This window comes from Streptomyces sp. SID4985 (assembly GCF_009863025.1).
Lineage (GTDB): Bacteria > Actinomycetota > Actinomycetes > Streptomycetales > Streptomycetaceae > Streptomyces.
In genome coordinates this window covers 15,271-36,704 of record NZ_WWIR01000349.1, presented here as the reverse complement: position 1 = coordinate 36,704, position 21,434 = coordinate 15,271, and the positions used below count along the sequence as shown (strand labels likewise).

The window sequence follows — 21,434 nt, the reverse complement described above, 5'->3', positions numbered from 1 at the left end:
GCGGATTCAATTCGGACGTGCGGACACGCCGAATGGACCCCCGCCAAGGGGAAGTCGTAGGTAGTGGGGTGGCCGCTTCCGTCTACTGGCGATTGCCGTACCCGGTTCAAGCGACTCGGAGAACATTACGCATCTTCCAAGACCGAGTCAACGTGACCTGCGTCTCGGCCCGGGTGCGACGCGGGGGAGGGCAGTGCGGAACCTGCCCTCCCCCGACGACGCCGTCCACATCAGTGTGCGGCCGACTCCCAGTCCGGGCCCACGCCCACCGAGACGTCCAGGGGTGCCCGGAGGGACACCGCGTCGGCCATTTCGCGGCGGACGATCTTCTCCACGGCGGCGCGTTCGCCGGGGGCGATCTCCAGGACGATTTCGTCGTGGACCTGGAGGAGCATGCGGGACTTGAGGTCCGTCTCGCGCAGGGCGCGGTCGACGTGGAGCATGGCGATCTTGACGATGTCGGCCGCCGTGCCCTGGATGGGGGCGTTCAACGCCATCCGCTCGGCCGCCTCGCGGCGCTGGCGGTTGTCGCTGTTGAGGTCGGGGAGGTAGCGGCGGCGGCCGAAGAGGGTCGCCGTGTAGCCCGTGGCCCGCGCCTCGTCGACGACCCGGCGCAGATAGTCCCGTACGCCGCCGAACCGCTCGAAGTAGGTGTCCATCAGGGCGCGCGCCTCGCCCGCCTCGATGTTCAGCTGCTGGGAGAGGCCGAAGGCGGAGAGCCCGTACGCCAGGCCGTACGACATCGCCTTGATCTTGCGGCGCATCTCCGGGTCGACCGCGTCCCGGCCGACGGAGAACACCTGGGAGGCGACCGTGGTGTGCAGGTCCTCGCCGGAGGTGAACGCCTGGAGCAGGCCCTCGTCCTCGGAGAGGTGGGCCATCACGCGCAGCTCGATCTGGCTGTAGTCGGCGGTCATCAGGGACTCGAAGCCCTCGCCCACCACGAAGCCCCGGCGGATCGCGCGGCCCTCGTCGGTGCGGACCGGGATGTTCTGCAGGTTCGGGTCCGTGGAGGAGAGCCGGCCGGTCGCGGCCACCGTCTGGTTGAAGGTGGTGTGGATACGGCCGTCGCCCGCGATGGTCTTGATCAGGCCCTCGACCGTGACACGCAGCTTGGCCTGCTCACGGTGGCGAAGCATGATCACCGGCAGCTCGTTCTCCGTCTGGGCGGCGAGCCAGGCGAGAGCGTCGGCGTCGGTGGTGTACCCGGTCTTGGTCTTCTTGGTCTTGGGCAGCGCCAGCTCGCCGAAGAGGACTTCCTGGAGCTGCTTGGGCGAGCCGAGGTTGAACTCGTGCCCGGCGGCCGCGTGCGCCTCCTTCACGGCCTGTTGCACCGCGCCCGCGAAGGTCTGCTCCATGGTCTCCAGGTGCCCGCGGTCGGCCGCGATGCCGTACCGCTCCATGCGGGCGAGCAGCGCGGAGGTGGGCAGCTCCATGTCCCGCAGCAGATCGGCCGCGCCGACCTCCTCCAGACGGGCCTCGAACGCCTCGCCCAGGTCGAGGATCGTACGGGCCTGGATCATCAGCGCCTCGGCCTCGGCACCGTCGTCCGCGCCGAACGCCAGCTGGCCGTCGGCCGCGGCGGCCGGGGCAAGCTCGCGGTGCAGGTACTCCAGCGAGAGCGCGTCCAGGTCGAAGGAGCGGCGCCCCGGCTTGACCAGGTACGCGGCGAGCGCGGTGTCCATGCGGACGCCCTCGACGCTCCAGCCGTGCTCACCGAAGACCCGCATCGCGCCCTTGGCGTTGTGGAACACCTTGGGGCGGTCCGCGTCCGCCAGCCACGCGGCGAAGGCCCGCTCGTCGGTCTCGTCCAGTTCGGCCGGGTCGAACCAGGCGGCCGCTCCGCCGGGCGCCGCGAGGGCGACCTCGGCCACCGAGCCCGCGCCGAGCGCCCAGGTGTCCACCGTGGCGACGCCCAGGATCTCCGTGCCGTGCTCCGCCAGCCAGGGGGCCAGCTCGCCGGTGCCCAGGACCGTGCCGTCGATCTCCACGCCCTCGGTCGCGACCGGGGTCGTCTCGGCCTCCTCGGCGCCGGGGTCGACGGCGAAGAGGCGCTCGCGCAGGGAGGGGTTGCGGATCTCCAGGGTGTCCAGGATCGTCACGACGGACTTGCGGTCGTACGGGGCGCGCTCCAGCTCGGCGACCGTCTTCGACAGCTCGACCTCGCGCTCCAGCTCGGTCAGGACGCGGTTGAGCTTGACCGACTCCAGGTGGTCGCGGAGGTTCTGGCCTGCCTTGCCCTTGACCTCCTCGACCCGCTCGACCAGCTCCGCGAAGGAGCCGAACTGGTTGATCCACTTCGCGGCGGTCTTCTCGCCGACGCCGGGGATGCCGGGCAGGTTGTCGGACGGGTCGCCGCGCAGGGCGGCGAAGTCGGGGTACTGCGCGGGCGTCAACCCGTACTTCTCGAGAACCTTCTCCGGGGTGAACCGGGTCAGCTCCGAGACGCCCTTGGTCGGGTAGAGGACCGTGGTGTGGTCGCTGACCAACTGGAAGGAGTCGCGGTCGCCCGTGACGATCAGTACGTCGAAGCCCGCGGCCTCGGCCTGGGTGGCGAGGGTGGCGATCACGTCGTCCGCCTCGAAGCCGTCGATCGCGAAGCGGGGCGCGTTCATGGCGTCGAGCAGCTCGCCGATCAGCTCGACCTGGCCCTTGAACTCGTCCGGGGTCTTGGAACGGTTCGCCTTGTACTCGGTGAAGCGCTCCGAGCGCCAGGTCTTGCGGGACACGTCGAACGCCACCGCGAAGTGCGTGGGCGCCTCGTCACGCAGGGTGTTGGCCAGCATCGAGGCGAAGCCGTAGATCGCGTTCGTGGGCTGGCCCGTCGCGGTGGTGAAGTTCTCCGCGGGCAGCGCGAAGAACGCGCGGTACGCCAGCGAATGCCCGTCCATGAGCATCAGCCGGGGCCGGCCGGGGTTGGTCTCGTTCTTCTTCGATGCTGTCTCTGCCACGCCCCCGATCCTGCCACGGCCCACTGACAGCCGGGTCCACGAACAGGACGGCCACCGGACCGGCGATCACCAAAGACACACGGGAGAGCCGTTCACCGCGCCCCTCCCCCCGCTCACCGAACGCCACCGTCCCACCCCCTCCCTCTGCGCCCCCTCGCCAGGCATGCTGATGCGCGAGACGTGGGAACGGGCCACAGGCAGGGCGTGGCGCCGGGACCGGAGAGACAGTCGAAGGGGAGCGGGCACATGGCGACGAAGCCGCCCAAGAGCGATCCGGTGCAGGACGCGCCGCGGATAGCAGAGCCGAAGCACGCGGCGGCGGGGCTGCCCGCGGTGGTGCACTCCTTGAAGATCGCGCAGGAGCAGATGGGGGTCAGGCGCACCGCGCTCACCCTGCTCCGGGTGAACCAGAAGGACGGCTTCGACTGTCCCGGCTGCGCCTGGCCGGAACCCGCGCACCGGCACACCGCCGAGTTCTGCGAGAACGGCGCGAAGGCCGTGGCCGAGGAGGCCACGCTGCGCCGGGTGACCCCGGAGTTCTTCGCGGAGCACTCCGTCGAGGATCTGTCCGACAAGAGCGGTTATTGGCTGGGCCAGCAGGGGCGCCTCACGCACCCCATGTATCTCGCCGAGGGCGCGAGCCACTACGAGCCCGTGAGCTGGGAGCGTGCCCTCGGCATCGTCGCCGAGGAGATCGCCGCGCTGGACTCCCCCGACGAGGCGGTCTTCTACACCTCGGGCCGCACCAGCAACGAGGCCGCCTTCCTCTATCAGCTGTTCGCGCGCGAGCTGGGCACCAACAACCTGCCCGACTGCTCCAACATGTGCCACGAGTCCTCCGGCTCGGCGCTGTCGGAGACGATCGGCATCGGCAAGGGCAGCGTTCTCCTGGAGGACCTCTACCGCGCCGATCTGATCATCGTCGCGGGGCAGAACCCGGGCACCAACCACCCCCGGATGCTCTCCGCGCTGGAGAAGGCCAAGGCGTCCGGGGCGCGGATCATCAGCGTCAACCCGCTGCCCGAGGCTGGCCTGGAGCGGTTCAAGAACCCGCAGACCCCGCAGGGGATGATCAGGGGCGCCGCGCTCACCGATCTGTTCCTCCAGATCCGTCTCGGCGGCGACCAGGCCCTCTTCCGCCTCCTCAACAGGCTCGTCCTGGAGACCGAGGGCGCGGTGGACGAGGAGTTCGTCCGCGAGCACACCCATGGGTACGAGGAGTTCGCGGACGCCGCCCGCAAGGCCGAGTGGGACGAGACCCTGGCCGCGACCGGTCTGGCCCGCGAGGAGATCGAGCGGGCGCTCGCCATGGTGCTCGACTCCCAGCGGATCATCGTCTGCTGGGCGATGGGTCTCACCCAGCACAAGCACTCCGTGCCGACCATCCGCGAGGTGGTCAACTTCCTGCTTCTGCGCGGCAACATCGGCCGCCCGGGCGCGGGCGTCTGCCCGGTGCGCGGTCACTCGAACGTGCAGGGCGACCGCACCATGGGCATCTTCGAGCGGCCCGCCCCGGCGTTCCTGGACGCGCTGGAGAAGGAGTTCGGGTTCGCTCCCCCGCGCGCGCACGGTTTCGACGTCGTACGGGCCATCCAGGCGCTGCGGGACGGCGAGGCGAAGGTGTTCTTCGCCATGGGCGGCAACTTCGTCTCCGCCTCCCCCGACACCGAGGTCACCGAGGCGGCGATGCGCCGGGCGCGGCTGACCGTGCACGTGTCGACCAAGCTGAACCGTTCGCACGTGGTCACCGGCGCCCGCGCCCTGATCCTGCCGACGCTCGGCCGCACGGAGCGCGATGTGCAGGGCGGCGGCGAGCAGTTCGTGACCGTCGAGGACTCCATGGGCATGGTGCACGCCTCGCGCGGACGGCTCGCGCCCGCGAGTCCGCAGCTGCTGTCGGAGCCCGCGATCGTGTCCCGTCTGGCGCGCCGGGTGCTGCCGGACAGCGCGGTGCCGTGGGAGGAGTTCGAGCGGGACTACGCGGCGATCCGCGACCGCATCGCGCGGGTGGTCCCCGGTTTCGAGGACTTCAACGCGCGCGTGGCCGACCCCGCCGGCTTCGCCCTGCCGCACGGGCCGCGCGACGGGCGCCGCTTCGCGACGGCCACCGGCAAGGCCAACTTCACGGCCGCCCCGGTGGAGCACCCCGAGCTGCCCGAGGGACGGCTGCTGCTGCAGACGCTGCGCTCGCACGACCAGTACAACACCACGATCTACGGCCTGGACGACCGTTACCGGGGCATCACCGACGGCCGCCGTGTCGTCCTGGTCCACCCCGAGGACGCGCGCGAACTGGGCGTGGCCGACGGGTCGTACGTCGATCTGGTGGGCGAGTGGCGCGACGGGGTGGAGCGGCGGGCGCCCGGCTTCCGGGTGGTGCACTACCCGACGGCGCGGGGCTGCGCGGCCTCGTACTACCCGGAGACCAACGTGCTCGTGCCGCTGGACGCCACCGCCGACACCAGCAACACCCCGGCCAGCAAGTCGGTGGTGATCCGGCTGGAGGCGGCCGCGACACCCCGTCTGGAACAATCGGCGACCGACTGAGCGTTCGCTCAGCGACAGGGACGGGCCGCCGGACAGGCGTGGCGAGAACGGAGCGGGACCATGGGTGAGCAGCAGCAGGTGAAATTCCCGCAGGAGATCATCGACGAGTACGCGGCGCTCGGTGTGGACCTGCCCGCGCTGTTCTCGGCGGGCCACCTCGGCACGCGGATGGGTGTGCAGGTCCTGGAGGCGGCCCCGGACCGGGTGGTGGCCACCATGCCGGTGGAGGGCAACACCCAGCCGTACGGCCTGCTGCACGGCGGCGCCTCGGCCGTGCTCGCCGAGACCCTGGGCTCGATCGGCGCCATGCTGCACGGCGGCAGCTCGAAGATCGCGGTGGGCGTGGACCTGAACTGCACGCACCACCGGGGCGTGCGCTCCGGCCTGGTGACCGGCGTGGCCACCCCGGTGCACCGGGGCCGCTCGACGGCGACGTACGAGGTCGTGATCAGTGACGAGGAGGGCCGCCGGGTCTGCACGGCCCGGCTGACCTGTCTGCTGCGTGACGTCCGGCCGGGCGGCGCCGAGGGCTGAGCCCGCCGAGGACGGGACCAAGTGACCGTCCGTCTTGTCGAGTTGATGAAGTGTCAGGGCCGGGGGCCCGCGTCGTCCGGAGTGCCGACGGCGCGGGCCCCCGGCCCTCGCCATGCCCGCATATGACCGAATTCCGGGAAACCGGAAGGCGCCGAATCATTTCCCTGAAAGTAACTCTGTGTAATACGCGCGCAATACGGATTCCTGTTCCACCCCGCGTTCCCGATCCGCCCGGCAGATCGCCGCGGTCCCGAATGTCACGTGCCGCGACGAAGATCGCGTCATCACCAAAACCCTTGAGACGCCTGAACAGTTGAGGGGCGTTCCTGCGGGTTCTCACGATGTGGACGGGGCGAACCGGACCGAATTCCTGCCTTTCACCCACCGCGTACCGCTCTGCATTACCTCGTGTCATAACAAGAGCGTCACAGCATTCGTCAGACCCTCCTCCACGTTCCCCACACACGCCTAGAGTCACGGCCAGTCACCGCGCCCCGGATTCACTTTTCGGCCAGTGCGCGGCTCGACCGTTTCCATGAGGATGCGGTCGTCCAGGGAAAGGACTGATCGTGCGTCAACGTTCGCTCATCGCCATCACCGCCGCGCTGGCTGCGGGAGCTCTCACCCTGACCGCCTGCGGCTCGCGCGACAGCGGCGACAAGGGGAACGGCTCCGCGGACGGCGGCACCACCGTCGTCATCGGTGTCGACGCCCCGCTGACCGGCGACCTGTCCGCGCTGGGCCTCGGCATCAAGAACTCGGTGGACCTCGCGGCCAAGACCGCGAACAAGAAGGAATACGTCAAGGGCGTCACCTTCAAGATCGAGGCCAAGGACGACCAGGGCCAGCCCTCCTCGGGCCAGCAGAACTCCGTCGCCTTCGTCACCGACAAGAGCGTCCTCGGTGTCGTCGGCCCGCTCAACTCCTCCGTCGCCGAGTCGATGCAGAAGGTCCTCGACGACGCCAAGCTGGCCCAGGTCTCCCCTGCCAACACGGGCGTCAGCCTCACCCAGGGCCCGGACTGGCAGCACAAGCAGGTGCGCCAGTACAAGTCGTACTTCCGCACCGCGACCACGGACGCCGTCCAGGGCCCGTACGCGGCGCAGTACGTCTTCAACAAGGCCAAGAAGAAGAAGGTCTTCGTCATCGACGACAAGAAGACCTACGGTGCGGGCCTCGCCGCCACCTTCACCGCCGCGTTCACGAAGCTCGGCGGCAAGGTGGTCGGCACCGAGCACATCAACCCCGACACCAAGGACTTCTCCGCGGTCGCGACCAAGGTGAAGAACTCCGGCGCCGACATCGTCTACTACGGCGGCGAGTACCCCCAGGCCGGTCCGCTCAGCAAGCAGATCAAGGCCGCCGGTGCCAAGATCCCGCTGATCGGCGGCGACGGCATCAAGGACGACACCTTCATCAAGCTCGGCGGTCCCGCGGCCACCGGCGACTTCGCCACCTCCGTCGGCGCCCCGGTGGAGACCCTGCCCTCCGCCAAGCAGTTCGTCGACGACTACAAGGCCGGCGGCTACAAGGAGGACTACGCGGCCTACGGCGGCTACTCCTACGACTCCGGCTGGGCCATCATCGAGGCCGTCAAGAAGGTCGTCGACGACAACGGCGGCAAGCTGCCCTCCGACGCCCGCGCCAAGGTCACCGCCGCGCTGCAGAACGTCTCCTTCGACGGCGTGACCGGCAAGGTCTCCTTCGACCAGTTCGGCGACGCCACGAACAAGCAGCTCACCGTGTACACGGTCAAGGGCGGTGCCTGGACCACCGTGGAGTCCGGTACCTACAACGGCTCCTGACCCACACACCCGCACCAGCCGAGCCGCGCGGGGCGCTGAAGTGGCGCCCCGCGCGGACTCACATCCGGACACATCCGTCGAACTCATCCGAACGCTCGGAGGCAATGCGGTGAACGAACTGCCGCAGCAGCTGGTCAACGGCCTGCTACTAGGTTCCATGTACGGGCTGGTCGCCATCGGCTACACCATGGTCTATGGCATCGTCCAGCTCATCAACTTCGCCCACGGCGAGATTTTCATGACCGGCGCCTTCGGCGCCCTCACGATCTACGTGTACGTCCTTCCCGACGGCACCTCCATGTGGATCGCCCTGCCGCTGATGCTGGTGGGCGCCATCGTGGTCGCCGTCGGTGTCGCCGTCGGAGCGGAACGATTCGCCTACCGGCCACTGCGCACCGCCCCCCGGCTCGCCCCGCTCATCACCGCCATCGGCCTCTCCCTGGCCCTCCAGCAGGCGGTCTGGGCGTGGTACCCGGAGGCCAAGTCCGCACGCACCTTCCCGAGCATCCCGGGCGGCCCCTTCGAGCTGGGCAGCGTCACCATCCAGACCGGTGACATCTTCCTCCTGATCGCGGCCCCCCTCAGCATGGCCGTCCTCGCCTACTTCGTGATGCGCACCCGCACCGGACGCGGCATGCAGGCCACCGCCCAGGACCCGGACACCGCCAAGCTCATGGGCGTCAACACCGACCGCATCATCGTGATCGCGTTCGCCCTCGGCGCCGCCTTCGCCGCCGTCGGCTCCGTCGCCTACGGCTTCAAGTACGGCCAGATCGACTTCCGCATGGGCTTCATCCTCGGCCTCAAGGCGTTCACCGCGGCCGTCCTCGGCGGCATCGGCAACATCTACGGCGCCATGCTCGGCGGCCTCGTCCTCGGCGTCGCCGAAGCCCTCTCCACCGCCTACATCGCGGACATCCCCGGGATGGACAAGTTCGGCAGCCAGTCCTGGGCCGACGTCTGGGCGTTCGTACTCCTCATCCTCGTGCTCCTGCTGAGGCCACAGGGCCTGCTCGGCGAGCGCGTCGCGGACAGGGCGTGACACCGATGACCACACAGACCACCGCACCCGGCACGCCGGAGACCCCGGACACCCCGGACACCAGCGCCCCCGCGGCCACCGGCCTGATCGGCCTGCCCGCCACCGTCGGCCGCGCGCTGGCCACCGGCGGCGGCGCCCTGGCCGTCGTCTCCACCTTCCTCGCCTGGACCTGGACCGCCGCCTTCCCCGGCGACCTCACCGTCTACGGCTACCCCGGCGGCCTCCAGGTCCTCGTCCTCATCGGCGGCCTGCTCACCACCCTGTTCGGCCTCGCCTCCTACGGCGTCAAGGGCCTCAGGCTCCTGACCCCGGGCAGCGCCGACAGCGCCCTCAAGCTCGCCGCGCTCGGCACCTTCGCCACCGCCTGGTACACCGTCATCGCCATCAGCGCCAAGCTCGGCGGTGTCGTCAACCTCGAACCCGGCGGCTACGTCGTCGCCGTCGCCACCCTGGTCGCCCTGCTCGGCTCCCTCGCGCTGCCCTTCCAGCGGCCCGAGCCCGACCCCGCCGACCCCGACGACACCGGCTGGGAAGCCTTCCGGCACCGCGCGCGACAGAACCGGCAGAACTTCAAGGCCGCCTTCGCCTCCGAGTCCCCCGCCCCCGGCCGCACCCTGCCCGCCTGGGCGGAGATCCTCGTCATCGCCGGTGTCATGGCCCTCGGCCTGCTCGTCTTCACCTACGGCATCGGCACCGAGTACGACGAACTCTTCATCGGCTTCCTCATCACCGCCGGATTCGGCTTCGCCGCCCTCGCCAAGGCCGGACTCGTGGCCCGGATCTCGGCGATCACCGCACGCCACCGCAACGTCACCATGACCGGCGCCTTCGTCGCCGCCGCGGCCTTCCCCTTCACCCAGTCCGACGACCAGTACGCCACCATCGGCGTCTACATCCTGATCTTCGCCACCGTCGCCCTCGGCCTGAACATCGTCGTCGGCCTCGCCGGTCTGCTCGACCTCGGCTACGTCGCGTTCCTCGGCGTCGGCGCCTACACCTCCGCCCTCGTCTCCGGCTCGCCCTCCTCGCCGCTGCACGTGCACTGGCCCTTCTGGGCCTCCGCCCTGCTCGGCGCGGTCGTCGCCATGATCTTCGGCGTCCTCATCGGCGCCCCCACCCTCCGCCTGCGCGGCGACTACCTCGCCATCGTGACCCTCGGCTTCGGAGAGATCTTCCGCATCACCGTCCTCAACATGGACGGCACCTCCGGACCCGACGTCACCAACGGCTCCAACGGCATCTCCTCCATCCCCAACCTCAACATCCTCGGCTACGACTTCGGCCAGGAACACCAGCTCTTCGGCGCCACCATCGGCCGGTTCGCCAACTACTTCCTGCTGATGCTCCTCATCACCCTCGTCGTCGTCATCGTCTTCCGGCGCAGCAGCGACTCCCGCATCGGCCGCGCCTGGATCGCCATCCGCGAGGACGAGACCGCCGCGCTCGCCATGGGCATCAACGGCTTCCGGGTCAAGCTCATCGCCTTCGCCCTTGGCGCCTGCCTCGCCGGTCTCGCCGGATCCGTCCAGGCCCACGTCACCTACACCGTGACCCCGGAGCAGTACCAGTTCGCGCACGTCGTACCGCCCAACTCGGCCTTCCTCCTCGCAGCGGTCGTCCTCGGCGGCATGGGCACCATCTCCGGTCCCCTCGTCGGCGCCGCACTGCTGTACCTGATCCCGGCCAAGCTCCAATTCCTGGGCGACTACCAGCTCTTCGCCTTCGGCGTCGCGCTCGTCCTGCTGATGCGCTTCCGCCCCGAGGGCCTCATCCCCAACCGGCGCCGCCAACTGGAGTTCCACGAGGACACCGAGGCGCCCGTCCTCAGCAAGGCAGGGGCCTGACCACCATGACCACCGACACCACCACCCAGGAAACCGCCCCCGGCACCACCCCCGGCGAGACGGTCCTCGACGCCCGCGGCGTCACCATGCGCTTCGGCGGCCTCACCGCCGTCCGCGACGTGAACCTCACCGTCAACAGCGGCGAGATCGTCGGCCTCATCGGCCCCAACGGCGCCGGAAAGACCACCTTCTTCAACTGCCTCACCGGCCTCTACGTCCCCACCGAGGGCGAGGTCCGCTACAAGGGCACCGTCCTGCCGCCCAAGTCCTTCAAGGTCACCGCGGCCGGCATCGCCCGCACCTTCCAGAACATCCGGCTCTTCGCCAACATGACCGTCCTGGAGAACGTCCTCGTCGGCCGCCACACCCGCACCAAGGAAGGACTCTGGTCCGCCCTGCTGCGCGGCCCCGGCTTCCACAAGGCCGAAGCAGCCTCCCGCGCCCGCGCCATGGAACTCCTCGCCTTCGTGGGCCTGGACCACAAGGCCGAGCACCTCGCGCGCAACCTCCCCTACGGCGAGCAGCGCAAACTGGAGATCGCCCGCGCGCTCGCCAGCGAGCCCGGCCTCCTCCTGCTCGACGAGCCCACCGCGGGCATGAACCCGCAGGAGACCCGCGCCACCGAGGAACTGGTCTTCGCCATCCGCGACCAGGGCATCGCCGTCCTCGTCATCGAGCACGACATGCGCTTCATCTTCAACCTGTGCGACCGCGTCGCCGTCCTCGTCCAGGGCCAGAAGCTCGTCGAGGGCGACAGCGCCACCGTCCAGGGCGACGAACGCGTCGTCGCCGCCTACCTCGGCGAACCCTTCGAGGACGCCCCCGGCGCCGAGGAGGTGGCCGAGGTCGAGGCCGCCGAGGCCGACGCGGCCGGAGCGGTCGCGCCCCAGGCCGAGGCGGAGACCGAGGCCGAGGTCCAGGACCAGGCCACGACGGACGCCGCGCCCGACGAGGCGAACGGCACCGGCGAGGAGAACGGCAAGGAGAACGACCGATGACCGCACTGCTCGAAGTCGAGGACCTGCGGGTCGCCTACGGCAAGATCGAAGCCGTCAAGGGCATCTCCTTCAGCGTCGAGGAGGGCCAGGTCGTCACCCTCATCGGCACCAACGGCGCGGGCAAGACCACCACGCTGCGCACCCTGTCCGGGCTGCTCAAGCCGGTCGGCGGCCAGATCCGCTTCAACGGCAAGTCGCTGAAGAAGGTCCCCGCCCACGACGTGGTCTCCCTCGGACTCGCCCACTCCCCCGAGGGCCGGCACATCTTCCCGCGCATGACCATCGAGGACAACCTGCGCCTCGGTGCCTTCCTGCGCAACGACCGGGCCGGCATCGAGAAGGACATCCAGCGCGCCTACGACCTCTTCCCCATCCTCGGGGAACGCCGCAAGCAGGCCGCGGGCACCCTCTCGGGCGGTGAGCAGCAGATGCTGGCCATGGGCAGGGCGCTGATGTCCCAGCCCAAGCTGCTCATGCTGGACGAGCCCTCCATGGGCCTCTCGCCGATCATGATGCAGAAGATCATGGCGACGATCGCCGAGCTGAAGTCCCAGGGCACGACCATCCTCCTGGTCGAACAGAACGCCCAGGCCGCCCTCTCGCTCGCCGACCAGGGCCACGTCATGGAGGTCGGCAGCATCGTCCTCTCCGGCACCGGCCAGGACCTGCTCCACGACGAGTCCGTGCGGAAGGCGTACCTCGGCGAGGACTGAGCCGTCGTACACGACGAGGCCCGCGCTCCCCTTCCGGGGGGGGCGCGGGCCTCGTCACATGAACGAGGAGGATCAGTCCTTGTCCTTGTCCTTCTTCTTGGACGCCTTCTTCTCGTGGTCGTCCGCGATGACCGCCTCCGCGACCTGCTGCATCGACAGGCGGCGGTCCATGGAGGTCTTCTGGATCCAGCGGAACGCGGCGGGCTCGGACAGGCCGTACTCCGTCTGGAGGATCGACTTCGCGCGGTCCACCAGCTTGCGGGTCTCCAGGCGCTGGGTGAGGTCCGCGACCTCCTGCTCCAGCTGGCGCAGCTCCGTGAAGCGGGAGACGGCCATCTCGATGGCCGGGACCACGTCGCTCTTGCTGAAGGGCTTGACGAGGTAGGCCATGGCACCGGCGTCGCGGGCGCGCTCCACGAGGTCGCGCTGCGAGAACGCGGTCAGCATCAGGACCGGGGCGATGGACTCCTCGGCGATCTTCTCGGCCGCCGAGATGCCGTCGAGCTTCGGCATCTTCACGTCCAGGATCACCAGGTCCGGCTTGTGCTCCCGGGCCAGCTCCACGGCCTGCTCACCGTCGGCGGCCTCGCCTACGACCGAGTAGCCCTCCTCCTCCAGCATCTCTTTCAGGTCGAGCCGGATCAGCGCCTCGTCCTCCGCGATGACGACACGGGTCGTCAGCGGGGGCACATGCGACTTGTCGTCGTCGGACACGTCTGCGGGCTGGGGCGACTCGGGGGCGGTCACGGAGGCTCCTTGATCCAGGGCAGGGGCACTGCTTCTAGCAGGGTACCTAGCAGCGGGGACGTGCAGTAAACCGGTACACTCACGGAGTGCCTGGCCGGGTTGGCGGAATGGCATACGCTGATGTCTCAAACACATCTGTCCGAAAGGACGTGCGGGTTCGAGTCCCGCACCCGGCACTCTGCGACGCCATAAGCGGAGGATCACGTTCGCGTGGTCCTCCGCTTTTTGCTGCGCGTCGCCGTAGCCGGTGACGCACGGTGTTCGGATGAACATCCATGGCACTGACGTACGACAGAGGGCACTCACGCTGCTGCGCGGCGGCGCGAAGAACGCCGACGTGGCCAGGAATCTCAACGTGCCGCTGGGGACCATCGGCTACTGGAAGCACATGGACCGGGCCAAGCGTGGCGAGTGTCCTGGTCGGCACAACCCGTCGTGTCCTCGATGCGACGGGCGAGAACTCGACGAGTCGGCGTACAGCTACCTGCTCGGCCTGTACCTGGGCGATGGCCATATCAGCCATTACTCCCAGCACCGCGTACCCAGCCTCATGATCACGTGCGCCGAGTCGTGGCCCGGCCTCATGGACGAGTGCGAAGCGGCCATGCACGCGGTGTTCCCTGACAACTCCGTCTGTCGCGTTCGCCGAACGGGCTGCCGCAACGTCAAGGTCTGCTCGAAGCATCTGTTCTGCCTCTTCCCGCAGCACGGCCCCGGCAAGAAGCACGAGCGCGCGATCGCCCTGGAACCCTGGCAGCAGGAGATCGTCGACGCTCATCCCTGGGAGTTCATCCGCGGCCTCATCCACTCCGACGGCTGCCGCATCACCAACTGGACCGAGAAGCTGGTCGGCGGCGAGCGCAAGCGCTATGAGTACCCCCGGTACTTCTTCGCCAACAAGTCGGATGACATCCGTCGGCTCTTCACCGACACCCTCGACAACGTCGGCGTCGAGTGGACGACTCTCGCCCGCGGCAGCGACCCCTTCAACATCTCCATCGCCCGCAAACCCTCCGTCGCCCTCATGGACACCCACGTAGGCCCCAAATACTGACGACGCCTACCGGGGACTGTCGTCCTCCCCCACGTGATGCACCCGGACCAGGTTCGTCGTGCCCGAGACCCCCGGAGGGGAGCCCGCTGTGATGACCACCATGTCGCCCTTCTCGCAGCGGCCGTAGCGGAGCAGCAGCTCGTCCACCTGGGCCACCATCGCGTCGGTCGAGTCGACGTGCGGGCCCAGGAACGTCTCCACCCCCCACGTCAGGCTCAGCTGGGAGCGGGTCGCCGGTTCGGGGGTGAAGGCGAGGAGGGGGATCGGGGAGCGGTAGCGGGAGAGACGGCGGGCGGTGTCGCCGGACTGGGTGAAGGCGACGAGGAACTTGGCGCCGAGGAAGTCGCCCGTCTCCGCCGCCGCGCGGGCGACCGCGCCGCCCTGGGTGCGGGGCTTGTCGCGTTCGGTCAGCGGGGGGAGGCCACCTGCCAGCATGTCCTCCTCTGCTGCCGTGACGATCTTCGCCATGGTGTGCACGACCCCGACGGGGTACTTGCCGACGCTGGTCTCGCCGGAGAGCATCACCGCGTCCGCGCCGTCGAGCACCGCGTTGGCCACGTCCGAGGCTTCGGCGCGGGTCGGTCGGGCGTTCTCGATCATGGAGTCGAGCATCTGCGTGGCGACGATGACCGGCTTGGCGTTGCGCCGGGCGAGTTGCACGGCGCGTTTCTGGACGACGGGGACGTGTTCGAGGGGCATCTCGACGCCGAGGTCGCCCCGGGCGACCATGATGCCGTCGAAGGCGGCGACGATCTCCTCGATGTTCTCGACGGCCTGGGGCTTCTCCACCTTGGCGATGACGGGGAGGCGGCGGCCTTCCTCGTCCATGACGCGGTGGACGTCGAGCACGTCGCGTCCGGCGCGGACGAAGGAGAGGGCGACGGTGTCGAAGCCGGTGCGCAGGGCCCAGCGGAGGTCGTCCTCGTCCTTCTTGGTGAGGGCGGGTACGGAGACGGAGACGCCGGGGAGGTTGAGTCCCTTGTGGTCGGAGACGACGCCGCCTTCGAGGACGCGGGTGTGGACGCGGGGGCCGTCGACGGAGGTGACCTCCAGGCAGACCTTGCCGTCGTCGACGAGGACGCGTTCGCCGGGGGTGACGTCGGTGGCGAGTCCGGCGTAGGTGGTGCCGCAGCGGTGGCGGTCGCCCTCGACGCCCTCTTCGACGGTGATGGTGAAGGTGTCGCCGCGTTCGAGGATCACAGGGCCTTCGGCGAATCGGCCGAGCCGGATCTTCGGGCCTTGAAGATCGGCGAGGAGTCCGACGCTGCGGCCGGTTTCGTCGGCGGCCTTGCGTACGCGCTGATATCGCGCCTCGTGTTCGGCCTGGCCGCCGTGGCTGAGGTTGAAGCGGGCGACGTCCATTCCGGCTTCGACCAGTGCCTTGATCTGGTCGTACGAGTCGGTGGCCGGCCCGAGTGTGCAGACGATCTTTGCTCGGCGCATGATGCGAGCCTAGGGCTTACCGGCGGGTAGAGAATCCGGGCCCGATGGCCATTCAACGACCTTTACGGAAAGGCTTATTGACAAGTGTTGAATTGTGCGGCGACCCGCTCCTATGAGCGATGTTTTTCGCGCAACAGTTCGTCACCCATTTCGCTCACCCATTCACGCCGCCCATTTCCAGGTCCGCGTTTTCACAGCCTCGGCGGCACCAGCGTGAAGCGTGCCGTGACCTGCGCGGCCACCGTGATCCGTGCGGGCTCCAGGTCGAGGGCCTCGGGCGGTTCGGCGGGGCCGCCCCTGGTGAGGGAGCGGGCGGCGCCGCCGTAGGCGGCCATGGCGCGGGGGCGGTCGGCGCCGGTGTCGGCGAGTTCGACCAGGGCGGCGACGGAGGTGCCGAGCGCGTCGGCGTACTCGCGGGCGCGCTGGAGGGCGTCGGCGACGGCGCGGCGGCGGGCCTCGGTGTGGACCGGGGAGCCGGGGCGCAGGGACCACCAGGGGCCGTCGACCCGGGTCAGTTCCAAGTCGGCCAGTCGGGTGGCGAGTTCGGCCAGTGCGGTGAAGTCGGTGAACTCGGCGTCGAGGCGGACCTGGCCCTGGTGGCTGCGGACGCGCTCGCCCCGGCCGCGTTCGGAGAGTTCGGGGGTGATGGAGAAGGCACCGGTGGAGAGTTCGGCGACGGCTTCGCCGTAGGACTTGACGAGGTCGAGGACGGCGGCGTTGCGGCGGGTGAGGTCGTCGAGGGTGGCGCGCCGGTCGCGGCCGCGGGCGGCGACGGTGATGCCGATGCGGGCGATCTCGGGTCCGGTCTCGAGTTCCGCCGCGCCCTGGACCACGAGGAGGGGGGCGTCGGGGGTGCCGTGCGCGGGTGCGGGTGGAGTGGTCATGTGTCCCACTGTGTCATGTGACGCCCTTACGGGTGGCGGGAGTTCAGGGTGTATCGGTCACCGGATCGCAACCTGGTAGGTCTGTTGCGGCGGGGCGCGGCCCGGCACAATCTACGCGCGTTGTCCGATCATGCCGAGAGAGGCCACCGATGTCGTTGAACCGCCGGAAGTTCCTGAAGAAGTCCGCCGTGACCGGGGCGGGGGTGGCCGTCGCGGGCGGGGTGGGGGCGCCGGTGGCCGAGGCCGCGCCCGGCAGCCACAGCGCGCACGACCAGCACGGCAAGCATCACGAGAAGCGGTACGAGCTGACCGTGATGGGTACGACCGACCTCCACGGGCACGTCTTCAACTGGGACTACTTCAAGAACGCGGAGTACTCCGACCCGGCGGGCAACGCGCTGGGGCTGTCCCGGGTCTCGACGCTGGTGAACCAGGTCCGTGCGGAGAAGGGGCGGCACAACACGCTGCTCATCGACGCGGGCGACACGATCCAGGGCACCCCGCTGACGTACTACTACGCGAAGGTGGACCCGATCACCGCCAAGGGTGGTCCGGTGCATCCGATGGCGCTGGCGATGAACGCGATGGGGTACGACGCGGCGGCGCTGGGCAATCACGAGTTCAACTACGGCATCGAGACGCTGCGCAAGTTCGAGAGCCAGTTGCGCTTCCCGCTGCTGGGCGCGAACGCGCTGGACGCGAAGACGTTGAAGCCCGCGTTCCAGCCGTACGTGATGAAGGAGTTCCGGGTGCCGGGGGCGCCGCCGGTGAAGGTGGCGGTGCTGGGGCTGACGAATCCGGGCATCGCGATCTGGGACAAGGCGTACGTCCAGGGGAAGCTGGCGTTCGAGGGGCTGGAGGAGCAGGCGGCGAAGTGGGTGCCGAAGCTGCGCTCGATGGGTGCGGACGTGGTGATCGTCTCGGCGCACTCGGGTACGTCGGGCACGTCGTCGTACGGTGACCAGGTGCCGTACGTGGAGAACGCGGCGGCGAACGTGGCGCGGCTGGTGCCGGGGATCGACGCGATTCTGGTGGGCCATGCTCACCTGGAGATCCCGGAGCTACGGGTCGTCAACGAGAAGTCGGGGAAGACGGTCGTGCTGTCGGAGCCGCTGTGCTTCGCGGAGCGGCTGACGCTGTTCGACGTGGAGTTGGTGCTGCGGCGGGGCAAGTGGGAGGTCGAGTCGGTCGCGGCGTCGCTGCGGGACTCGCGGACGGTCGCGGACGACCCGAAGATCACCCGGCTGCTGACGGCCGAGCACACGAAGGTGGTCGCGTACGTCAACCAGGTGGTGGGCCGGGCGACGCAGACGCTGACGACGGTGGACGCGCGGTACAAGGACGCGCCGATCATCGACCTGATCAACAAGGTGCAGGAGGACGTGGTCAAGGCGGCGCTCGCGGGTACCTCGTACGCGTCGCTGCCGGTGCTGTCGCAGGCGTCGCCGTTCTCGCGGACCAGTGAGATCCCGGCGGGCGATGTGACGATCCGGGATCTGTCGGGCCTGTACGTGTACGACAACACGCTGGTGGCGAAGCTGCTGACGGGGGCGCAGGTGCGGGCGTACCTGGAGTACTCGGCGGAGTACTTCGCGCAGACCGCGCCGGGTGCCGCGGTGGACGTGGACAAGCTGACGAACGCGAACGGCCGCCCGGACTACAACTACGACTATGTGTCCGGGCTGTCGTACGACATCGACGTGGCGCAGCCGGCCGGGTCGCGGATCAGGAATCTGACGTTCGGCGGGGCGCCGTTGGACGACGCCGCGCAGTTCGTGTTCGCGGTGAACAACTACCGGGCGAACGGTGGCGGCGCCTTCCCGTATGTGGCGTCGGCGAAGGAGCTGTGGTCGGAGTCCACGGAGATCCGGACCCGGATCGCGGAGTGGGTGACGGCCAAGGGCGAGCTGGACCCGAAGGACTTCGCGTCGGTGGACTGGAAGCTGACGCGGAACGGCACGCCGGTGTTCTAGTAGTCCTCGGCTGCTAGACCGGTGCCCCGGCGACGGTGCGGACCTGGTGGGTCCTGCCGTCGCCGGGGTTCGTGCGTTGCGGGTGGAGTCCGAAGGTGGTGAAGGCGGTCCGGGTGGGGAGCGGGTACTGCTCCTTGCCCGTCAGGGAGTTGAGGATGCTCGCGCTGCGCCAGGCGGTGAGGCCGAGGTCGGGGGCGCCGACGCCGTGGGTGTGGAGTTCGGCGTTCTGGACGTGGACGGCGCCGGTGACGGCGGGGTCGAGGACGAGCCGGAACGCGTCGTCGATCAGGGGGCGTCCACGGCTGTCGCGGCGCAGGTGCGGGGTGAGTCCGGCGAGGACGCCGTCGAGGGGACGTTCGCGGTAGCCGGTGGCGAGGACGACGGCGTCGGTGGCGAGGCGGGTGCGGGTGCCCTGGTCGTGGTGTTCGAGGTGGAGTTCGACCTGTCCGGTGCCGAGGCGGCCCGCGGTGCGGACGTGGACGCCGGGGGTGAGGACGGCGTCGGGCCAGCCGCCGTGGAGGGTGCGCCGGTACAGCTCGTCGTGGATGGCGGCGAGGGTGCCCGCGTCGACGCCCTTGTGGAGCTGCCATTGGGCGGGGACGAGCCGGTCGCGGACGGGTTCGGCGAGGGCGTGGAAGTAGCGGGTGTGGTCGGGGGTGAAGTGTTCCAGGCCGAGCTTGGAGTACTCCATGGGGGCGAAGGCGGGGGTGCGGCCGAGCCAGTGGAGGCCCTCGCGGCCTTGGGGGCGGTGGCGCAGGAGGTCGAGGAAGACCTCGGCGCCGGACTGTCCGGAGCCGACGACGGTGACGTGTCCTGCGGCGAGGAGGGCGTCGCGGTGGGTGAGGTAGTCGGCGGCGTGCAGGACGGGGACGCCGGGGGCGGCGGCGAGCGGGCGCAGGGGTTCGGGGATGTGGGGTGCGGTGCCGATGCCGAGGACGAGGTTGCGGGCGCGGGTGCGGCCGAGGGATTCGGCGTGGCCTTCGGCGTCGAGGCGGGTGAAGTCGACCTCGAACACGTCGCGTTCGGGGTCCCAGCGGACGGTGTCGACCTGGTGGGAGAAGCGCAGTCCGGGCAGGTGCCGGGAGACCCAGCGGCAGTAGGCGTCGTACTCGGCGCGTCGGATGTGGAAGTGCTCGGCGAAGTAGAAGGGGAAGAGGCGCTGGCGGGCGCGGAGGTAGTTGAGGAAGCTCCAGGGGCTGGTGGGGTCGGCGAGGGTCACGAGGTCGGCGAGGAAGGGGACTTGGAGGGTGGCGTCCTCGATGAGCAGGCCGGGGTGCCAGTCGAAGCCGGGGCGCTGTTCGTAGAAGACGGCGTCGAGTTCGGCGAGGGGGTGGGCGAGGGCGGCCAGGGAGAGGTTGCTGGGGCCGATGCCGATGCCGACGAGGTCGCGGGGGGATGCGGGCTCGTGCCGTGGGGGCTGGGTCATCCGGTCGTGTGTCCTTCGACGAGTTTCAGGAGGTGGGCCAGGTCGTCCGGGCGGGTGTGGGGGTTGAGGAGGGTGGCCTTGAGCCAGAGGCGGCCGTCGGCGTGGGCCCGGCCGAGGACGGCGCGGCCCTGGTGGAGCAGGGTGCGGCGGACGGCGGCCACGGTGTCGTCGGGGGCGTGGGCGGGCCGGAACAGGACGGTGCTGATGCCGGGGGCGCCGTACAGCTCGAAGCGGGGGTGGTCGCGGACGAGTGCGGCGAACTCCTCGGCATGGGCGCAGACTTGGTCGACCAGTTCGGCGAGTCCGGTGCGGCCGAGGGTCTTGAGGGTGACGGCGGCCTTGAGGATGTCGGGGCGGCGGGTGGTGCGCGGGGAGCGGCCGAGGAGGTCGGGGTAGCCGGCGTCGGTGTCGTCGTCGGCGTTGAGGTAGTCGGCGCGCTGGTGGAGGGCGGTCAGCTCGGCGGGGCGGGCGACGGCGAGGAGTCCGGCGGCGACGGGCTGCCAGCCGAGTTTGTGCAGGTCGAGGGTGACGGTGTCGGCGGCGTCGAGTCCGGCGAGTTTGGCGCGGTGGCGGTCGCTGAACAGGAGTCCGCCGCCGTAGGCCGCGTCGATGTGGAGGCGGGCGCCGTGGGCGGCGCAGCGGGCGGCGATCTCGGGGAGCGGGTCGATGAGTCCGGCGTCGGTGGTGCCCGCGGTGGCGGCGACGAGGGCGGGGCCCTGGAGTCCGGTGAGCGCGGTGTCGAGGGCGGCGGGGTCGAGGGTGCCGTCCGGGGTGGGCAGGACGAGCGGGGTGGGCAGGCCGAGGAGCCAGGCGGCGCGGGGCAGGGAGTGGTGGGCGTTGGCCCCGCAGACGAGGGTGGGCGCGCTGCCGTGGGTCTCGCGGGCGAGGAGCAGGGCGAGTTGGTTGGACTCGGTGCCGCCGGTGGTGACCAGGGCGTCGGCGAGTCCGGCCTCCTGGGCGAGGGCGCGGGTGACGCGGGCCTCCAGTGCGGAGGCGGCGGGGGCCTGGTCCCAGGAGTCCATGGAGGGGTTGAGGGCACTGGCGGCGAGGTCGGCGGCGGTGGCGACGGCGAGCGGGGGGCAGTGCAGGTGGCCCGCGCAGAGCGGGTCGGCGGGGTCGGCGGCGCCTGCGGCGAGGAGGTGGACGAGGGTGCGCAGGGCGTCGGGGTCGCCGTGCTCGGGGAGGACGTCGCCGAGGGCTTCCTCGACGCGGGCGTCCACGGCGTGCGGTCCTCCGGCGGGCAGCGGTCCGCCCCTGTCGCGCGCGCCCGCCGCGAGGGCGTCGAGCACGGTGTCCAGCAGGGGCCGCAGCGCGTCGGGGCCGTGCGGTCCGGCGGCGAGGGGCGGGGTGCTCATGGGCTCTCCTGCGGGGCGGGGGACGTCCGGCCGGGCGGATTTGGGGCCGGGTGTCCGCGATGTCCAACGACTCGGGGCGGTCGTGGGTACTGCCGTACGGGGAAAATGCGTCGGAGGA

General features: G+C 70.1%; 15 protein-coding genes and 1 tRNA gene. 10 read left to right on the top strand and 6 right to left on the bottom strand.

All coding sequences use genetic code 11. The annotated features are described in order from the left end of the window. Nucleotides 1-230: 230 nt before the first annotated feature. Nucleotides 231-2,951 (bottom strand): DNA polymerase I, encoded by a 2,721-nt coding sequence (polA, locus tag GTW40_RS14875; RefSeq protein ID WP_161180669.1) that lies wholly within the window; start codon nt 2,949-2,951, stop codon nt 231-233. A 246-nt stretch (nt 2,952-3,197) separates the two neighbouring features. Between polA and GTW40_RS14870 the strand changes: the two genes are divergently transcribed. From GTW40_RS14870 to GTW40_RS14840, 7 genes are all read left to right on the top strand, one after another. Continuing rightward, nucleotides 3,198-5,498, top strand: a complete 2,301-nt coding sequence (locus GTW40_RS14870) for an FdhF/YdeP family oxidoreductase (RefSeq protein ID WP_161180668.1) — start codon at nt 3,198-3,200, stop codon at nt 5,496-5,498. 60 nt (nt 5,499-5,558) lie between these two features. Next, on the top strand, nt 5,559-6,032 hold the full coding sequence (locus GTW40_RS14865) for a hotdog fold thioesterase (RefSeq protein ID WP_161180667.1): 474 nt from the start codon (nt 5,559-5,561) through the stop codon (nt 6,030-6,032). Nucleotides 6,033-6,601: 569 nt separating this feature from the next. Beyond that, nucleotides 6,602-7,837, top strand: coding sequence for a branched-chain amino acid ABC transporter substrate-binding protein (locus tag GTW40_RS14860; protein WP_161180666.1), 1,236 nt, complete (start codon nt 6,602-6,604; stop codon nt 7,835-7,837). A gap of 109 nt (nt 7,838-7,946) precedes the next feature. Further along, entirely contained in the window at nt 7,947-8,879 is a 933-nt protein-coding gene (locus tag GTW40_RS14855) for a branched-chain amino acid ABC transporter permease (protein ID WP_161180665.1), read from the top strand. A gap of 5 nt (nt 8,880-8,884) precedes the next feature. Beyond that, complete coding sequence (locus tag GTW40_RS14850; protein WP_161180664.1) at nt 8,885-10,723, top strand: branched-chain amino acid ABC transporter permease; 1,839 nt, start codon at nt 8,885-8,887, stop codon at nt 10,721-10,723. A gap of 5 nt (nt 10,724-10,728) precedes the next feature. Then, nucleotides 10,729-11,721 (top strand): ABC transporter ATP-binding protein, encoded by a 993-nt coding sequence (locus GTW40_RS14845; RefSeq protein ID WP_161180663.1) that lies wholly within the window; start codon nt 10,729-10,731, stop codon nt 11,719-11,721. After that, nucleotides 11,718-12,434, top strand: a complete 717-nt coding sequence (locus tag GTW40_RS14840) for an ABC transporter ATP-binding protein (protein ID WP_161180662.1) — start codon at nt 11,718-11,720, stop codon at nt 12,432-12,434. Before GTW40_RS14845 ends, GTW40_RS14840 begins: the two co-directional genes overlap by 4 nt. A gap of 72 nt (nt 12,435-12,506) precedes the next feature. Here GTW40_RS14840 and GTW40_RS14835 read toward each other — a convergent pair whose 3' ends face one another. After that, a complete protein-coding gene (locus GTW40_RS14835) occupies nt 12,507-13,181 on the bottom strand; it encodes a response regulator (RefSeq protein WP_161180661.1) in 675 nt (224 codons plus the stop codon). Nucleotides 13,182-13,274: 93 nt separating this feature from the next. Here GTW40_RS14835 and GTW40_RS14830 point away from each other — a divergent pair. Then, nucleotides 13,275-13,357, top strand: a tRNA-Leu gene (locus GTW40_RS14830). A gap of 89 nt (nt 13,358-13,446) precedes the next feature. Continuing rightward, nucleotides 13,447-14,235, top strand: a complete 789-nt coding sequence (locus GTW40_RS14825; protein ID WP_161180660.1) for a helix-turn-helix domain-containing protein — start codon at nt 13,447-13,449, stop codon at nt 14,233-14,235. 6 nt (nt 14,236-14,241) lie between these two features. Here the strand turns inward: GTW40_RS14825 and pyk are convergent, their stop codons facing one another. Further along, nucleotides 14,242-15,678 carry a pyruvate kinase gene (pyk, locus tag GTW40_RS14820; RefSeq protein WP_161180659.1) on the bottom strand — a complete coding sequence of 479 codons (1,437 nt, stop codon included), beginning with the start codon at nt 15,676-15,678 and terminating at the stop codon, nt 14,242-14,244. A gap of 191 nt (nt 15,679-15,869) precedes the next feature. Then, entirely contained in the window at nt 15,870-16,562 is a 693-nt protein-coding gene (locus GTW40_RS14815; protein ID WP_161180658.1) for an SIMPL domain-containing protein, read from the bottom strand. A 149-nt stretch (nt 16,563-16,711) separates the two neighbouring features. On the opposite strand from GTW40_RS14815, the gene GTW40_RS14810 reads away from it, so the two are divergent. After that, entirely contained in the window at nt 16,712-18,535 is a 1,824-nt protein-coding gene (locus GTW40_RS14810) for a 5'-nucleotidase C-terminal domain-containing protein (RefSeq protein ID WP_161180657.1), read from the top strand. Nucleotides 18,536-18,548: 13 nt separating this feature from the next. On the opposite strand, the gene GTW40_RS14805 is transcribed toward GTW40_RS14810, so the two are convergent. Beyond that, nucleotides 18,549-19,961, bottom strand: a complete 1,413-nt coding sequence (locus GTW40_RS14805) for a SidA/IucD/PvdA family monooxygenase (protein WP_161180656.1) — start codon at nt 19,959-19,961, stop codon at nt 18,549-18,551. Next, nucleotides 19,958-21,316: an aminotransferase class V-fold PLP-dependent enzyme gene (locus tag GTW40_RS14800; RefSeq protein WP_161180655.1), complete on the bottom strand. Its 1,359-nt coding sequence runs from the start codon at nt 21,314-21,316 to the stop codon at nt 19,958-19,960. The genes GTW40_RS14805 and GTW40_RS14800 overlap by 4 nt, the downstream gene beginning before the upstream one ends. Nucleotides 21,317-21,434 lie beyond the last annotated feature (118 nt).

What these genes read in the sequence shown, in the direction of transcription:
- GTW40_RS14870 (WP_161180668.1), top strand. Translation starts at nt 3,198, where the DNA reads ATGGCGACGAAGCCGCCCAAGAGCGATCCGGTGCAGGACGCGCCGCGG.
- GTW40_RS14865 (WP_161180667.1), top strand. Translation starts at nt 5,559, where the DNA reads ATGGGTGAGCAGCAGCAGGTGAAATTCCCGCAGGAGATCATCGACGAG.
- GTW40_RS14850 (WP_161180664.1), top strand. Translation starts at nt 8,885, where the DNA reads ATGACCACACAGACCACCGCACCCGGCACGCCGGAGACCCCGGACACC.
- GTW40_RS14845 (WP_161180663.1), top strand. Translation starts at nt 10,729, where the DNA reads ATGACCACCGACACCACCACCCAGGAAACCGCCCCCGGCACCACCCCC.
- GTW40_RS14840 (WP_161180662.1), top strand. Translation starts at nt 11,718, where the DNA reads ATGACCGCACTGCTCGAAGTCGAGGACCTGCGGGTCGCCTACGGCAAG.
- GTW40_RS14825 (WP_161180660.1), top strand. Translation starts at nt 13,447, where the DNA reads ATGAACATCCATGGCACTGACGTACGACAGAGGGCACTCACGCTGCTG.
- pyk (WP_161180659.1), bottom strand. Translation starts at nt 15,678, where the DNA reads ATGCGCCGAGCAAAGATCGTCTGCACACTCGGGCCGGCCACCGACTCG.
- GTW40_RS14815 (WP_161180658.1), bottom strand. Translation starts at nt 16,562, where the DNA reads ATGACCACTCCACCCGCACCCGCGCACGGCACCCCCGACGCCCCCCTC.
- GTW40_RS14810 (WP_161180657.1), top strand. Translation starts at nt 16,712, where the DNA reads ATGTCGTTGAACCGCCGGAAGTTCCTGAAGAAGTCCGCCGTGACCGGG.
- GTW40_RS14805 (WP_161180656.1), bottom strand. Translation starts at nt 19,961, where the DNA reads ATGACCCAGCCCCCACGGCACGAGCCCGCATCCCCCCGCGACCTCGTC.
- GTW40_RS14800 (WP_161180655.1), bottom strand. Translation starts at nt 21,316, where the DNA reads ATGAGCACCCCGCCCCTCGCCGCCGGACCGCACGGCCCCGACGCGCTG.